Here is a 16,692-nt window from a genome sequence, read left to right on the forward strand (position 1 = left end):
CGGCGCTCCTAGTAGGCGTGGTCGAGGCCGTCGGTGGGCGACGGCGGCGTGGACGGCTGCACGGGCAAGGGCTCGAAGCCGAGCGTGCCGTGGTTGATCGGGAACGACGTCGGCATCTTGCCGACCGCGCGGGCGTAGGCGCACGCCACCGCGGCGAACGACGGCGCCACCGCGAGCTCGCCGGCGCCGCTGGGGTTCGACGACGTGTTCGGCATGACGACGACCTGCGTCTCGGGCGGGGTGTTCCACTCCCGGGTGTAGAAGTAGTTGTCCCAGCTGCCTTCCAGCGGGAGCCCGTCCTTGATGTGGACGCTGGAGGTGAGGCACATCGCGATGCCGTCGTTGAGGCCGCCGATCATCTGCGCCTCGAGGCCGCGCGGGTTGATCGCGAAGCCGGGGTCGACGACCACGGTCGCTTTCGTCACCCGCGGGCCGGTGACGGCGTCGGGCACCTTGCGGTTGACCGTCTCCGGCCGGCAGTCGATCTCCACCAGGACCGCGACCGCGCCGCGGTACTCGGCGTGCAGCGCAATGCCCTGCGCGACCCCGGCGGGCAGGGAACGGCCCCAGTTGCCGACCTGGACCGCCTTGTCCAGCACCGCGCGCAGCCGGGTGTCCTTGAGGAACTCGCGGCGGAACGCGACCGGGTCCTTGCCGAACTTCTTCGCCAGCTGGTCGACCACCAACTCCTCGGCCGTGACGACGTTGGGCGAGTAGATGTTGCGCATGCTGCCGGTGTTGAACTTCAGCGGGATCTCGTTGAGCAGCTGGGTCGTGACGCCGAAGTTGTACGGCGAGGACTGGCTCAGCAGGAAGATCGACTCGGCGAAGGTGAGGTTGCCGGCGATCGGGAGCTTCGCCGCGGTCGCGGTGATCATCTCGCCGAGCCCGTGGCTGAACTCCGTCTGCACGCTCGTGTGGCGCTGCTCGAAGCTGATCACGTTGCCGAGCAGGTAGGTCGCCCGGACCCGCGAGACGCACATCGGGTGGATGCGGCCCTGGCGGAAGTCGTCGGTGCGCGACCACATCAGCTTGACCGGCTTGCCCATCTTCTGCGACGCCTCCGCCGCTTCGGCGGCCGCGTCGTGGAACAGGTGCCGGCCGAACGACCCGCCGCCCTGGGTGACGTGCACCGTGACCGCGTCCTGCGGCAGCCCCAGCAGCTTGGCGATCTCCTCCTGGGCGACGATCGGCACCTTCAGGCACGACCAGATCTCCGCGCGGTCCGCGCGGACGTCGGCGATCGCGGCACCGGTCTCCAGCGGGCTGTTGCTGGCCGCGGCGAAGGTGAACTCCGCGTCGATGTACTGGTCGAGCAGGCCCGGCACGGCCATCGGCAGCTGCGCGGCCTTGAGCTTCTTGAGCACCGTCGCGTCGGACTCGCCGTCGACCGTGCCCCCGCCCCAGGTCACCTTCAGGGCCCGGATCGCGTCGATGCACTGGCCGAACGTGCGCCCGCGCACCGCGACGCCGTGCGAGATCGCGGCGACGTCGGTGATCCCGGGCATCGCCTTGACCTCGGCCGCGTTGAGGATCGCGCGCGGCGTGCCGTTGATCGTGGGCGGCCGGGCGACCATCGTCGGGAGCGCGTCCGGGACGTCCAGGTCGAGGGTGAACTGCTTGGTGCCGGTGACCGCCGCGTGGGCGTCGAGGCGGTTCTGCGGCGTGCCGAGCACCTTGAACTGCGACCGCGGCTTGAGCGTCGCGGCGACGCTGATCGTGGTGGCGGACGCGGCAGCCTTCGCCAGCGAGCCGTAGCCTGCCGTGCGGCCGCCGGAGCCGCGCACGACGCCGCCGGAGGTCGTCAGCTGCGACGCCGGCACGCCCCACTTCGCGGCGGCCGCGGCGACCAGCCGCTGCCGGGCGATCGCCGAGGCGGTCCGGACCGGCGTGTAGATGCTGCGCATCGAGTTGGAGCCGCCGGTCAGCTGGTTCATCAGCAGCTCGGGCCGCGCGTCGGCCAGCGTGACGTCGATCTTGTCCAGCGGGAGGTCGAGCTCCTCGGCGATCATCATCGCGACGGCGGTGGTCATGCCCTGGCCGACCTCGGCGCGCGGCACGGCGAACGCGGCCCGGCCGTCGGCGCCGATCTGCACGCTGATCAGGCCGGACGTCGGCAGCGCGGCGAGGTTCTGCAGGTCACCGAGGTCGAAGATGTCCTCGGGCTGGGGCAGCGACGGGATCGCCGCGTCGGCTCGGCCGGGAGCCAGCTCCGCGACCCCGACCTGCGCGGCGACGGCGAGCGTCGGCGCGGCGAGGACGAAGCCGAGGAACCGGCGGCGGGCCATGGAGCGCGGCTCGGGCCCGGGTGGTGGGAGGGCGGGGTCGTGTTCGGGCATGAGCGGCTGGGACCTCTCGAACGACGGTGTGGGAGAAGGCGCGGGCCGGAGCACCGCCGGCCGGAGTGTTACACACATCACGCCGCCGAATGAAGGATCTGAGTGCCTACATTTGGCCTAGTGTCGTTGTGCAGTGTGCACAGCGGGTGCCGGTCACGGCACGCGCGGTGGCGGGAGGAACGGCAGCGCGCGGACGACCAGCGCGAGCTCCAGGGCCAGGTCACCGCCGGTCAGCGACCGGCCGGTCAGCTCTTCGATCCGGTGGATCCGGTTGAGCACGGTGTTGCGGTGGCAGTGCAGCGCCTGCGCCGAGCGGGTCGCCGAGCCGCCGGTGCGCACCCACGTCGCGAGGGTCTCGAGCAGCGGGCCGCGCTCCACCGCCCGCAGGTCGAGCAGGCCACCCAGCCAGTTCTGCTGCAGCGACTCGGTCAGTTCGGGCGAGCTGAGCAGCAGCGCTTCGGGCAGCCGTTCGGCCAGGCACACCACGTCGGCCCGGCCCGGCGGCACGGTCCGCATCGCCAGCACCGCCTGGCGGTAGGCCGTGTGCACGGCCGCCAGCCCGTCGACGACCAGGGAGACGCCGGCCGGGACGGTCAGCACGGACCCGATCGCGCCGACGGCGCCGGTGACCTCGCGGCCCGGCAGCGAGACCAGGCCGACGAGCACGTCCGCGCGCGACTGCCAGGCCGACGCCGATCCGAGGTCCTCCAGCGCGGTGCCGAGCGGCTCGGCGAAGGCGGCGTCGCCGGGGCCCGCGGCCGCGACGACGACGTAGGGCCCCGAAATCGGCAGGCGCAGCGCCCGGCCCGCCTCGTAGGCGAACCCCGCGTCGGCCGCTCGTCCTTGCAGCAGCCCCTCCCAGAGCGAGGCCCGCCGCTGCTCGTCCGCGCGGACGAAGCTCCGCTCCGCCACGTGGTAGGCCAGCGCCACCTGGGCGGACGTGGCGTCGACGACCTCCCACACGCGGGTCGCGAGGTCGAGCATGGCCTCGTTGTTGACGTACCCGGTCGCCCGGGCTTTCGCGGTCAGGGCCTGCCAGACCAGCCGCCCGCCGATCCGGAACGAGCGCAGCACGTCGTCGAGCGGCAGCTGCTGCTCGGCCCGGCGCCGGCCGGTCGCCTTCGCCGCGTCGTAAAGATCCTCCGAGGTCTCGGCGCCGCGGCCGATCAGCTGCAGGACCCGGCGGAGGTTGTCGTGGCAGGAGCGCCACAGGTCGTCGTCGGGCACGACGTCGACCACGCGGTAGCCGGGGTTCTGCTCGACGATGACGGCGACCAGGGCGCCGGTGAGCTCGTCGAGCTCGTCCAGCACCCTGGCCGCGAGCGACCACGCGGTGTCCCGGGCCTCCGCCCGTGTCTCGCCCATCCGCACCACCACCGTCGCGCTCTCACCGGCGCGTCAGCCTACGTCGCGGCTGGGCTTCCCGCTCACCTCGCCAGCGCGAAACTCGGGTGCGGCGGCTGGTTGTAGGCGGTGTTCTGCCACGCCACCGCCTCCCGGTACTGCCGGTCCTGCATCAGCGAGACGTGCGAGATGCTCGTCGAGTCCGTCGTCGAGTAGATCCGCAGCGCCCGGTTGTCCGACGTCGGCCAGACGACCTCCTCGCGCCAATCGCCGAACAGGTCCGCCTGCAGCGACGGCGTGCTCTTGGTGCCGTTGTTCGAGTGCACGCCGGACGCGGTGAGCAGCCGCGTGTCGGCGCTGGTGCCGTACTTGTCGATGTGGGTACCGTCCAGCAGCTCGCGCTGGGCGTCGCCGTCCCACCAGAGGACGAAGTTCGTCGAGGACGGCTTGCGCCCGATGTTCTGCCCGCTGGTGTTCAGCAGCCCGGACACCGCGGACGACCAGGACTCGGCGCCGGCGCTGCCCGCGTAGATGTCGTCCGAGACGCCGCGTCCGTTGTCGCAGGAGCACGACGCGTTCTGCCAGATGATCTGCCCGGTCTTCGCGTCGGCCATCCAGGCGGCCGGCTTCGAGGTGTCTTCGTCCACTTTGAACTCCTCCAGCCCGGCCCGGCTCGGGATCAGGTCGCCGACGTGCATGGCGTCGCCGTGGCCGAGCCGGGTGTTCCACAGTGGACTGCCGTTGTCGTCGATGGCCATGGCCCCGAAGACGATCTCGTCGCGGCCGTCGCCATCCGCGTCCGCGATGGCCAGCTGGTGGTCGCCCTGGCCGGTGTACTGCGAGCCGGCCGAGTTGGAGTCGAACTTCCACCGCTCGGTCAGCGCGCCGCCCCGGAAGTCCCAGGCCGCGATGACGGTCCGGGTGTAGTAGCCGCGCGACATGATCAGGCTCGGGTGCGAGCCGTCCAGGTACGCCGTCCCGGCCAGGAACCGGTCCACCCGGTTGCCGTAGCTGTCGCCCCACGAAGACACGGTGCCGCGGGGCGGGTCGTAGTTCACCGTGGACATCGCGGCGCCGGTCTGGCCGTTGAACATCGTCAGGTATTCCGGGCCGGACAGGATGTACCCGCTCGAATTGCGGTAGTCCGCGCTCGCGCTGCCGATGACCTGCCCGGTGCCGGACTGCGTGCCGTCGGCCGTCTTCATGGCGACCTCGGCCCGGCCGTCGCCGTCGTAGTCGAAGACCTGGAACTGCGTGTAGTGCGCGCCGGCGCGGATGTTGCGCCCCAGGTCGATGCGCCACAGCCGGGTGCCGTCCAGCCGGTAGGCGTCGACGTAGACGTCACCGGTGTAGCCGGACTGCGAGTTGTCCTTGGCGTTGCTCGGATCCCACTTCAGCACGAGCTCGTACTGGCCGTCGCCGTCCAGGTCGCCGACGCTCGCGTCGTTCGCGGCGTAGGTGTAGCTCTCCCCGGACGGCGTCGTGCCGCCCGGCGGGATCTGGATGGGCACGTCCCGGGTGCTCGCCGCGGCTGTGCTGTCGAGCGTCAGCGAATCCTCCGCGGCGAAGGCCGCCATCCGCTCGACGCCGCCGACGACGGCGCGCACGGTGTACTTGGCCCCCGCGGGAGCGCCGGCGTCCAGGAAGCCGGTCGGCCCGCCGGTCGGCGTCTGCGTCACCCTCGTGCCGTCGCGGTAGACGGCGAACGTCACGCCCGCGGGGTCATCGGCGAGCAGCCGCCAGCCGACCTGGTTCCCGGCCGCGGTGTGGAAGCTGACCACCCCGCGGTTCAGCTTGTCGAACAGTGGCGCGGTCTCCCCCGCCGCGGTGGCGGGGGTCAGCCCCACCAGCAGGACGCCCACGGCGGCCACGACCAGCCGCCGGCTCTGCGCGAACTTGCGCATGCTTCTCTCCTTGTCTGATGTGGACGGATTCAGCCGGTCGTGCAGGCGCTTCCGTTGAGGGTGAACGACGCCGGCGCCGGGTTGGACCCGGTGAACGTGCCGTTGAAGCCGATGCCGGTCGACGCGTTCGGGGCCAGCGTGCCGTTCCAGGCCAGGTTGGTCGCCGTGACCGCGCCGCCGGTCTGCGCCAAGTCGGCGCCCCAGCCGGGCAGGGTCACCCGCTGGCCGGCGGTGTAGGTGAAGGCGAGGGTCCAGCCGGTGAGCGTGCTGGTGCCCGTGTTGGTGATGGTCACAGAGGCGGTGAACCCGTTACCGCCGCCCCAGGCGGGCGCGGAGTAGCCGATCTTGCACGCCCCGGTGCCGCCGCCCGCGCTGGTGGTCACCGTGGCGGCCGCGGAGCTCGCCGAGACGTTCCCCGCCGCGTCGCGCGCCCGCACCTGGTAGCGGTAGGTCGTCGACGCGGTCAGGCCGGTGTCGGTGAACGTGGCCGAGCCGGTCGAGCCGACCTGGCTGAACGTGCCGCTCCCGGTCGCCCGGAGGACGTCGTAGCCGGTGACGCCGACGTTGTCCGTCGAAGCGCTCCAGGTCAGCGTGGCACCGGTGGCCGTCACCCCCGAGGAGGTCGGGGTTCCCGGCGTGGTCGGTGCTGCGGTGTCCGTGGTGCCGCCGCCGTAGATCGTGGCTTCCTTCGAGGTCTGCCGGACGCCGTTCGTACCGTTGAGAAAGCGCTCTCCCCAGGTGGTCAAACTGGCCGGGTTGAAGCTGTTGACCAGGTCGAGGTAGGCGACGTCACTGCTGTTGCCGCTCCACGACCAGCCGAGGTAGCCGAGGCCCCGGGACTGCGCCTGGGCCATGATCGTGTCCTCGTCGGGGTCGCCGTCGGTGTGCATGTTCCCGAACTCCCCCACCACCAGCGGCAGGCCGGCGGTGCGGAAGGCGTCGAAGTACGCGGTGATCTCGGCCGCGGTGTCGTAGACGCCGTACATGTGGATGGAGAACACCGTGTTGTGCTGCGGGTCGGCGGCGAGCACGGAAGCCGCGTTGTCGCGCATGATGTTCTGCCAGTCCTGGCCCCACATCGGGGCGTCGGCCATCAGCAGGTGCTGCAGACCGGCGCCGCGCAGCCGGGTGATCGCGCTGCTCGTCGCGCTCGCCCAGGTCGCGCTCACCTGCTGGTTGTTGCCGAACGGCTCGTTGCCCAGGTTGATGACGACGTAGTTCTCCTGGCCCTTGAGGGCGCTGGCGACGCTGATCCAGTAGCTGGCGGCCTGGTCCAGGCTCGCGGCCGCGCTCTCCTCGCCGTAGCCGGTGGTGTCGTGCGCTTCCAGCACGCAGATCAGCCGGGACTGCTTGCACAGCGAGACGACGTTCGTGACCTCGGCCGCCGAGGTCGGGCCCCACCGCTGGCCGCTGCCGAGCACGACGCGCACGGTGTTGGCGCCGAAGGACTTGATGTCCGCGAAGGCGCCGGTCTGGCTCGGGTACCAGGCGTAGGGGTGGTTCACGCCGCGCATCACGAAGGCCGCGCCGTTCGCCTCGAGGACCTGGGTGCCGCTGACGTGCAGCCCCACGGCCGCGTTGCTGGTGGGCAGCGCCGCGACCAGGGCCGGGTACCAGCGGTTTTCCATCTTCTGGATGCCGGTGGTGCTGTTCGGGTGCACGCCGTCGGAGGTGTCGGCCGCGGTGTCGAACCCGCTCCACTGGTCGACGACGGTGATCGGCGACGCGGCGGTGCTGTGCGCCTGGGCCCAGGCGGGGATGGCGGCGTTCAGGTCGACCACCCGCTGGGCACACGCGGCGCAGTTGGCCGGGTTCATCGGGATGATCTTGGCGACGACGAGCTTCGTCGCCGGGTTGCTCGCCCGCATCTGGCCGAGAAGCGTGGTGTAGGCGTCGAGGATCGTGCTCGCGGCGATGCCGTTCCAGACGTCGTTGGTGCCCAGGTGCATCAGCACGATGTCCGGGCGGGTGCCCGACAGCCAGCCGGGCAGCTGGTTGTCGCGCACGATCCCGGTGGCGAGGAACCCGCCGTGGCCCTCGTTCTCGCCGTCGTAGGTGAAGCCACAGCCCTGGGCGGGGAGCGTCCCGACGAAGTCGACTCCCGCGTGGCCGGTGTCCTGCAGGTGCTTCCACAGCAGCGCGCGCCAGCAGCCGGGCGAACCGGTGATGGAGTCGCCGAGCGCCATGATCCGCGTGGGCGCGGCGGCTGCTGTGCTTGAGGTGTGCGGCAGGGCGACGAAGCAGGCGGCGAAGAGCAAGCCGACCACGAGCGCCCGGAGAACACGCCGGGTCATACCGACCTCCTGGAGTAATACGACAGGGACAGTCGACCTGGGAGCGCTCCCAGCACGGGAGTGTAACGGCTCGACCACCCCGAGCGAAAGTATCGGCGGATTCGACCACGTCGTCGAAAGCGCTTTCAGTCCACAGTGGATGACGGCGTCAGCGCATGATCGTGGTGAGCACGTCGACCCCGAGCTGCATCAGCCGCTGAGCCCGTGGTCTCCGGCCGTGGCCCGAATGGCGCAGTCCGTTCGTCGGATGCGCGCGTTGCCCTGACCCGGGCGGCCTGGGTACAGTCCCGAGCGTCAAGATCATTTGTCGCCGACGCCGCACCGGTCCTCAGGAGCACGACGTGCGTATCTTTCCCCGGCTCACCGCAGCCGCCGTCCTTCTTCCGGCACTGCTCACCGTCTCCCCCGCCAGCGCCCAGGCCGCGACGGCGAAGTGGCCCGGCGATCCGGCCGTCGCGGTCGCCGACGCCGCCGGTGCCTTCGGAGAAAACCTCAGTGGGCTCTCGTTCGACGGCCCCGACGTGCTGTGGGCGGTCAAGAACGGCCCCGGCACCCTGTACCGGCTCGTCCGGCAGGGCAGCGTCTGGGCGCCGGACAGCGGCTGGTCGTCCGGGAAGAAGCTGCACTACGGGGGCGGCAGCGGCGACCCGGACGCCGAGGGTGTGGTGGCCACGCCGGACGGTGTGTTCGCGGCGACCGAGCGTGACAACGACGAGGACGGCAGCCTGCTGAAGGTGCTGCGGTTCGACACCGGTTCTTCGGCCGAGTCGCTGAACGCGGTCGCGGAGTGGGACCTCACCGACGACCTGCCCGGCGTCGGCGACAACGGCGGTTTCGAGGGCATCACCTGGGTCCCGGACGCGTTCCTGACCGCCGGCGGCTTCCGCGACGACCACACGAAGGCGCCCTACGACCCGGCCGCCTACTCGGGCCACGGCACCGGCCTCTACTTCGTCGGTCTCGAGGACGAAGGCAAGATCTACGCCTACGCGCTCGACCAGTCGGGCGGCGGGTTCACCCGCGTGGCGACCATCGCGTCCGGCTTCCCGAACGTCATGGAGCTGGAGTTCGACCCGGAGACGGGCAATCTCTGGTCGGTCTGCGACGACACGTGCGACGGCAAGTCGGCGACGCTGAAGATCGTCGACGGCAAGTTCGCCGTGACGGCGACGTACGCGCGGCCGTCGAAGATGCCGAACTACAACAACGAAGGGTTCGCGATCGCCCCGCCGTCGACGTGTGCCGCCGGGCGCAAGGCCGTGGTGTGGTCCGACGACGCGAACGACGGCGGCCACGCCCTGCGCACGGGAACACTGCCCTGCGGCGGGAGCTGACCCCGGCCGCTCCCCGTTACTCCGAGTGCACCAATGCCGGGGATCCCGATCACTGGTTCGTGTGATTCCGGACGGCTGTGGGTATGTGGTGTCCATGCCTGTCAGCGCACCGGAGCGACCCACCGCGACGCTCGTCGTGTCCACGCCGCGAAGATCCAACCAGTTCGCCCACTGCGCTCCGTTGTTCCACGAGCACAGCCGGCTGCCGGCCGAGGACCCGCGACGGACCGACCTGCGCGACCGGCTGATCACCGAGCACCTCGAACTCGCCGAGAACATCGCCAAGCGCTTCGGCGGCCGCGGCGAGTCGTTCGACGACCTGGTGCAGGTCGCGCGGACCGGCCTGATCCACGCCGTCGACCGTTATGACCCCGGCAAGGGGCGCGACTTCCTGTCCTTCGCCGTCCCGACGATCATGGGCGAGGTCCGCCGTCACTTCCGCGACAGCACCTGGTCGATGCGCGTGCCGCGAGGGCTCAAGGAGCTGCAGCAGAGCCTCGCCAAGGCGACCGGCGAGCTGGCCCACGACCTGGGCCGCTCCCCCACCCCCAGCGAGCTCGCGAAGCACCTCGACATCGACGTCGAGACCGTCCGCGAAGGACTGCTCGCCGCGGAGGCCTACAAACCGGCGTCCCTCGACGCCTCCGCCCGAGGTGGCGACGACTCCCTCACCGTCGCCGACCAGCTCGCCGACCGCGAGTCCCCGTACGCGAAGGCCGACGACCACCTGACGCTGGAAGCCGCGATGGCGGGCCTCCCGCCCCGGGAACGCGCCATCCTCGAGATGCGGTTCGTCGAGGAGCTGACGCAGAGCCAGATCGCCGAGCGGGTCGGCGTCTCCCAGATGCAGGTCTCCCGGCTGCTGACCAAGACCTTGGAACAGCTGCGCCACCGCATCGTCGCCGACTAGCTCGGGCGCGCCCGCTGAGGTGACCGGCCGGCCATCGAGGCCGCGCGGTCGGACCGGACCGGCCGGCTGTCTTCCACTGCTCAGAGTCCTCGCGCCGGGCGAGGACGTTTCCGCGACGTCCTGGTGACGGCCGGCTGCGACGCTGTCCAGGGTTCCCGTCGCGGGAGGAGAGCTGTCCCATGCCGCCGCCACCGAGGGCTCTCGCGAAGCTTCCCGCGCTGACGGTGGATGCGGCTTCACCCTCCGCGCCGGCGGCGGTGAAGGAGCGGCCGCCGCCGAAGAAGCCGGACCGGCTGCCGCCGTCGAACGCCGCGGCGCTGGCGGCGTTGCGCGCGGGCGACAAGAAGCCGCTGGCCGACCCGTCGCGGAAGGAGTCGCAGGACAAGGTCGGCAACGGCGCGGTCGCGGCGGGCCTGGCCCGAAGTCCGGCGGCGGACCCGAAGTTCGCGGTGCTGAAGAAGGACGTCGCGCATAAGAAGCACACGGTCGCGAAGTCCCATCCCCCGGCGAGCAAGGAAGCGACCTCGGCGCAGGCCGCCTCGCTGCCACCCAAGGACGACGAGGTGGCGCAGGGCAAGACGGCCAACGCCGAGAAGATGAACGAGGCCAAGCCGAAGGACTTCGACAAGGCAGCGTTCATCAAGGCCGTCGAGAAGGCCATCGCCGAGAAGGCGCCGAAGAACCTCGAGCAGGCCGACGAGTTCGCAGAATCCGGCAAACCGGCCGAGGTCAAGGCCGAAGTGGCCGACAAGGTCGGCGAGGGCAAGAACGACTCGGCCGAGCAGATCGCCGATACGACCGCCGCACCCCCGGACACCTCGGCCGCCGAGGTCAAGCAGGTCGTGCCGATGGCGGCCGACCGCCCACCGGGCACGCCGGGCACCCCCGACCCGGCGAAGGCGACGCCGGACAAGCTGCCGCCGTCGGCCACCGACCTGTCCGCGGGCCCGGCGAACGTCGACCGGGAGATGACCGACAGCCAGGTCACCGAGCAGCAGCTGAAGAAGTCGAACGAGCCGGCGTTCGGCTCGGCCCTCAAGGACAAGAAGTCGGCGGAGCGGCATTCGGAGGCGACGCCGCCCGAGCTCCGCAAGAACGAGTCCCGGCAGCTGCGCCAGACGACCGCGCAGGCGAAGCACTTCGGCGCGGCCGCGATGGGCGCGATCGCCGGCCGGCGGGTGCGCACCGGCCGGCAGGTCGGCGGCGGGAAAGACGCCGCGAAGACCGGCGACGAGGAAAAACGCGCCCAGGTGACGGCCATTCTGCAGAAGGTCTTCGACACGATGAAGACCGACGTCGAAGGTATTCTCACGGGCCTGGACAAACTCGTCGACGACCAGTTCACGAAAGGCGAGAAGGAAGCCCGCGACGCGTTCACCGCCGAACACCGCCGCAAGATGGACGAGTACAAGGACCGGCGCTACAGCGGCGGGTGGGGCCTGGTCAAATGGGGCCACGACAAGCTGTTCGGCTTGCCCGAGGAAGCGAACCAGATCTTCGTCGAGGCCCGCGACCACTACGTCAAGGCGATGCGCGAGGTCATCGCGAGCGTCGCGGACACGATCGGCCGCGAGCTGACCCGGGCGAAGAAGCGCATCGCGACGGGCCGGTCGGAGCTGCAGAAAACGGTCGACGGCCTGCCGAAGGACCTCAAGGCCCTGGGCAAGAAGGCGGCGGCCGGCTTCGCCGACCAGTTCGACGAACTGACGCAGTCCGTCGACGACAAGAGCACGGAGCTGGTCGACAAGCTGGCCACGAAGTACACCGACGCCGTCAAGTCGGTCGACGCGGAGATCGACGCGGAGAAGGAGAAGAACAAGGGGCTGGTCGACAAGGCCCTGGACGGCATCAAGGGCGTCATCAAGACGATCCTCGAGCTGAAGGACATGCTGCTGGGGGTGCTCGCGAAGGCGGCGCAGGCGGTGATGGCGATCCTCCGCGATCCGATCGGCTTCCTGGGCAACCTGGTGTCGGCGGTCGGTGGCGGGCTGAAGCTGTTCAAGAGCCACGCCAAGGCCCACCTGCAGCAGGGCGTCCTGTCCTGGCTGCTGGGCACAGCCGCGACGGCCGGGATCGAGCTGCCGAAGAGCTTCGACATCGTCAGCATCCTGGTGCTGATCGCCAGCCTGCTGGGTCTGTCCGGCGCCAACCTCCTCGCCCGCGTCGCACGGAAGGTCCCGAAGGAGGCGATGGCCGCCATCCAGGCCGGCAAGGCGGCTTTGCCGATCATCTTCGAGGTCCAGAAACGCGGAGTGCGGGCTCTGTGGGACGACCTTCGCGGTCGCGTCGGCGATCTCAAGAAGACCCTGATCGACAACCTGGTGTCGTACCTGCTGCCGACGATCATCATGGCCGGCGTCACGTGGATCGTCTCGCTGTTCAATCCCGCGTCGGCGTTCATTCGTGCCTGCAAGATGATCATCGACATCATCAAGTTCATTGTGACTAACGGGCGTCAGATCATCGAGTTCGTCAACACGGTGCTGGACGCGGTGATCGCGATCGCCAAGGGTGGAACCGGGGGCGTGGCCGGCCTGGTCGAGAAGGCGCTGGCTCGGTCGATTCCGGTGTTGATCGGGGCTTTGGCTGCGCTGCTTGGGATTGGCGGGATCGCGGGGAAGGTCAAGGAGATCTTCCAGAAGCTGGCTCGACCGGTGAACAAGGCCATCGACTGGGTGATCGACAAGATCGTGGGGTTGGTCAAGAAGGTCTGGGCCAAGCTGAAGGCGCTGGGGAAGAAGGTCAAGGACAAGTTCAGCAAGAAGAAGTCGGACAAAAAAGATTCGCCGACCACTCGACTTCGCTCGGCAGTGCACGATGCCGAGCAACTGATGAAATCCCCAGATGCAACAACCGACTCAGTCGAGCGAGGCATCCCCGACATACAGAGACGCTACGACCTCGCCTCACTTACACTAAAAAAGGATGGCTCTCATTCGTGGAAGCCCATCGCTCAAATAAACCCGAAACTCGAAGGTGGTTCGAAAAAGATTCCATCACCTGACGAGTTGGCAGCAATTCGCGCGCAGTCTCAACGAATCATCCAGCTGTGGCACATAAACGGGATCGAACGCCGATTCAAAAGCGCTGGCCGCGCTCAACGTCGGGCAATCATACTCGACGACCGGTCCTACGACATCCCGTCGGGTCGCCAATTCACCCCACCAATCAGGGTCGGCGACCTCGTGGAAGCGTTCGCCGAACCCGGCCTTCGCCGGATAGCAGCAGCCACCGGCGGACTCTTGCTCATGAATCCCACGATCGTTCTCGCCGACGCCGACAGTCAGCCCCTCCAAGGCCAGCGGGGCGACGGACAACTGGACGAACTCGATTTCCTCCTCCTAGGCCCGAGGGAAGTCCGCGTAGTCAGCGCGAAAACACAGCGAAAACAATTCGAGGAGATCAAAGATCGCCGCAAGATCGATCTGATAAGAACGATCCCAGACAACCCAGGGGCGGCCGAATTCGCCGCCAGTTACATGCGATGGGGAACCCATTCTCGACTGCAGGTACGAGCCCGAACCGCAGGGGTTGTCGTGATCGCCAAAAATTTCAGCCCAGTACGCGTGAGCGACTTTCGAGCTCGCTATCTCAGTCGCGAACAGACACAAAGAATAGTTATCGAACCCGTACATCCGGCAGGGCAAGGCGAACAACAAGGCAGCAGCGGGTTCTCCTTGCGCATGGACTTGGCCGATCTAGTAGAATTGTACATCAACGAGATCATGAAAGGCTTGTGATGTACGTCAACTACTGGCACATAGACCGGAACTTTCGACTTGCCGACATGCCCCGCGAAGAAACTCTACCCTTTGGCGAGCCGCCAATCGTACTCGGTCGAATGGTATCGATACCCGAGCCAGTGTGGACAACTATTATCGCCACAATTCTCACAGGCGACACCGAGGACTTTTTTTCGACCTGGAAGTGGGAGACCCCTCTGCCAACAACTGATGCGTCGGCACTCGTCGAGATATTCGACCGTAGCATCTCCAACGTCGTAATAACCGGCGAGATCACCCCAGCTGCTGACCTCAGCCCCGAGGACCGGACGAATGCGGACACGCTGCTACCAGCATTGCGTGCTGTTCGCGATCTGCTCGCGCTCGCCGTAGCCCGCGACTCTGCTGTGGAGACCTGGACGGAATAGGTTGCTGCGGCACACCGAAAGACGCAGCCCGGCTATCAACGTTCAACAGCCGGGGCAAGCGTCCGTCTTCGGCACCACCATCGGGACCACCCGCATCGCCGCCCCGGCGATCGCCGCGTTTCCCACCCGGTCCTGCCCCGCCGCCAACGTAGAAGCCAAATGCGAAGGCACCGTCTTCGAACTACCATCCATAGCCGTCTTGGCAGCCTGAGCATTCCCGACCACAGCCGGCACCAGAACAAGCTTCTGGCGACCCCGATCAGCACCCGAAGCGGTACTGAGCTCGTGAGCAGTGACCGGAACAGCAGGCTTGGTCTGAGGCGGCATCAGTTCAGGCATCCGAACTCCCGTTCTCGGTCAGAAGCCCAGCATACCGGCCCAGCTCGGCAGGCCGGAACAACCGAGCCTCCCGCTGGAACTGCCGCGACACCCCCCGCACCACATGACGCATCCCGATCGACGCACTCGAACTGTCGGCCGCGGACAGTGCCGCCGTGCGGGCCGCCGACGTGATGCCCGCCCCCGTCATGTCCAAGCGGCACAACACGTCCACATCCACGTCCGCAGACAGAGGCGCCTCAGGCGGGAACGCCAGCTGCCACAGACGCCGGCGCTCAGCCACCCCAGGACGAGGGAAGTGGACCACGAAGTGGAACCGCCGGGTGAAAGCCGGGTCGATGTTCTCCTTCAGGTTGCTCGTCAAGATGATCAGCCCGTCACTGGCCTCCAGGCGCTGCAACAGATAGCCGACCTCGAGGTTGGCGTACCGGTCCGTTCCCTGCTTGACCTCGCCGCGCTTGCCGAACAACGCGTCCGCCTCGTCGAACAGGAGGACCGCGTGGCTGTCCTCCGCCTGCTGGAACACCTCCTCCATGTTCTTCTCCGTCTCCCCCACCCACTTCGACACCACCTGGGCCAGGTCGACCTTCAGCAGCTCGAGCCCCAGGATGCCGGTGACGACCTCCGCCGACATCGTCTTGCCCGTGCCCGGCTCGCCGGTGAACAACGCCTTCACCCCGCCCGTCGACGCGCGGCGGGCGAAGCCCCACGACTCCGCGATGCGGGGCCAGGCTCGGAACGCCGACGCGATCTCGGTGATCTGGCTCATCTGGCCTTCCGGCAGCACCAGGTCGTCCGCCGTGCGGCGCGGGGTGATCGACTGCACCACCCCGCTGCTGCGGCCGCGGGTCACCGTGGCGATCGCCGGCTCCACGTGCTCGGTGCCGGGGTGGCCGTTGCCGGACAGACGCGCGCCGGCGTCGGCGACCGCCGCCACCGCGCGCAGGTCGCCGCCGCTCATGCGGTAGCGGGCCGCCAAGTCCTCCAGCACCTCCGATTCCAGCACCGGGAACGCCGACGACCACATCGCCCGGCGCTCCGGGAAGCCCGGCGCCGGGATCGTCAGCTCCGCGTACGTGCGGGCGGCCAGCAGCCCGGGCGGGCGCCACGGGTTCGTGCCGGTCAAGCACAGCGGGACGCCCGAGCGCACCAGCACCTCGTCGAGGTCCGGGTGGGCCACGCGGCCGTCGGTGCGCAGCCACAGAATCGCGTTCAGGGCGGCCGCGGTCCGCAGGTCCTGCGGCACGTCCGCCGTCACGCGGCGCAGCGGCCGCCCGGCCGCGGCCGCCAGCGCCTGCGCGGCGTCGACCTGGCTGTCGGCGGGACACCCCCACAGGCCGACCACGTCGACGTCGCCGGCGGCCAGCGCGCGGCCGAGCGTGGTCAGCCGCTCCGACCGGAGGTACGGGGACGCCACCGGCCGGTCCGGCCGCGGCACCTCACCGGGGTCGCGGCCGAGGATCCCGACGTCGCCGCCCCAGCCCATCAGGTACTCGAACACCCCGCCGCCGAGGACCAGCTCCTGGGCCGGCTCGGCCGGCGCCTCGCCGTACGCCCGCAGCAGGCCGTAGCGGCGCAACCGCCCCGTGGACCCCAGCGCCCGGCGGACCGCCAGCCGGTCCGCCGGCGTCTCCGCGCCCACCGTGACCAGCAGCTCCACGCACGGCGCCCGCCGGTTCAGGTTGTCGACCACGTACGCGTAGACGCGCTCGTAGCCCGGGTCCAGCTCCGGGGCGGCCACCAGCAGCAGCGCGTCCTGCTCGGCGCGGGTCAGGCCGTAGCGGGTCGCGAGGGCGTCCAGCGGCAGCGTCACCCCGCGGGCCGCGGCCAGGCGCCTGAGGTGCTGCTCGGACTCCGGGTCCGGGCGCGGCGCGGACGGCGGTTCGGTCATCGCCCCGGTGAAGGCGTCCACGCGGTCCAGCAGCGCGTCCACCTGCTCGTCCGTCACGCAGAACGGGGTCAGGTCCGGCCGCGTCAGCAACGCCGCGGCCTGCGCCTGGCGGGCGACGGCGATCCGCAGCGCCTGGTGCAGCTCCGCCAGGCGCACCCGGAGGTGCTCGACCGCCAGACCGCTCATC

General features: G+C 69.5%; 10 protein-coding genes. 4 read left to right on the top strand and 6 right to left on the bottom strand.

The genetic code is table 11. The features are described 5' to 3' along the window. Positions 1-8 precede the first annotated feature (8 nt). From AB0C38_RS30470 to AB0C38_RS30485, 4 genes are all read right to left on the bottom strand, one after another. Entirely contained in the window at positions 9-2,339 is a 2,331-nt protein-coding gene (locus AB0C38_RS30470) for a molybdopterin cofactor-binding domain-containing protein (RefSeq protein ID WP_360679902.1), read from the bottom strand. 153 nt (positions 2,340-2,492) lie between these two features. Continuing rightward, positions 2,493-3,704 (bottom strand): helix-turn-helix domain-containing protein, encoded by a 1,212-nt coding sequence (locus tag AB0C38_RS30475; protein WP_360679904.1) that lies wholly within the window; start codon positions 3,702-3,704, stop codon positions 2,493-2,495. 62 nt (positions 3,705-3,766) lie between these two features. Continuing rightward, positions 3,767-5,587, bottom strand: coding sequence for a rhamnogalacturonan lyase (locus tag AB0C38_RS30480; protein ID WP_360679907.1), 1,821 nt, complete (start codon positions 5,585-5,587; stop codon positions 3,767-3,769). Between the two features lie 29 nt (positions 5,588-5,616). Further along, complete coding sequence (locus tag AB0C38_RS30485; protein WP_360679910.1) at positions 5,617-7,881, bottom strand: cellulase family glycosylhydrolase; 2,265 nt, start codon at positions 7,879-7,881, stop codon at positions 5,617-5,619. 341 nt (positions 7,882-8,222) lie between these two features. On the opposite strand from AB0C38_RS30485, the gene AB0C38_RS30490 reads away from it, so the two are divergent. The 4 genes from AB0C38_RS30490 to AB0C38_RS30505 all read left to right on the top strand — a co-directional run bounded on the left by AB0C38_RS30490 (position 8,223) and on the right by AB0C38_RS30505 (position 14,275). Next, on the top strand, positions 8,223-9,215 hold the full coding sequence (locus AB0C38_RS30490) for a hypothetical protein (protein WP_360679913.1): 993 nt from the start codon (positions 8,223-8,225) through the stop codon (positions 9,213-9,215). 94 nt (positions 9,216-9,309) lie between these two features. Beyond that, positions 9,310-10,125: a SigB/SigF/SigG family RNA polymerase sigma factor gene (locus AB0C38_RS30495; RefSeq protein ID WP_360679915.1), complete on the top strand. Its 816-nt coding sequence runs from the start codon at positions 9,310-9,312 to the stop codon at positions 10,123-10,125. 179 nt (positions 10,126-10,304) lie between these two features. Continuing rightward, on the top strand, positions 10,305-13,865 hold the full coding sequence (locus AB0C38_RS30500; RefSeq protein ID WP_360679918.1) for a hypothetical protein: 3,561 nt from the start codon (positions 10,305-10,307) through the stop codon (positions 13,863-13,865). Beyond that, on the top strand, positions 13,865-14,275 hold the full coding sequence (locus AB0C38_RS30505; RefSeq protein ID WP_360679921.1) for a hypothetical protein: 411 nt from the start codon (positions 13,865-13,867) through the stop codon (positions 14,273-14,275). The genes AB0C38_RS30500 and AB0C38_RS30505 overlap by 1 nt, the downstream gene beginning before the upstream one ends. 42 nt (positions 14,276-14,317) lie before the next feature. Here AB0C38_RS30505 and AB0C38_RS30510 read toward each other — a convergent pair whose 3' ends face one another. Both AB0C38_RS30510 and AB0C38_RS30515 read right to left on the bottom strand, forming a co-directional pair. Then, entirely contained in the window at positions 14,318-14,614 is a 297-nt protein-coding gene (locus AB0C38_RS30510) for a hypothetical protein (RefSeq protein WP_360679924.1), read from the bottom strand. After that, complete coding sequence (locus tag AB0C38_RS30515; protein ID WP_360679927.1) at positions 14,607-16,691, bottom strand: ATP-binding protein; 2,085 nt, start codon at positions 16,689-16,691, stop codon at positions 14,607-14,609. Before AB0C38_RS30515 ends, AB0C38_RS30510 begins: the two co-directional genes overlap by 8 nt. Between the last annotated feature and the right edge of the window lies 1 nt (position 16,692).

The organism is Amycolatopsis sp. NPDC048633, assembly GCF_040650695.1.
In the GTDB taxonomy this organism is placed as follows: Bacteria; Actinomycetota; Actinomycetes; order Mycobacteriales; family Pseudonocardiaceae; genus Amycolatopsis.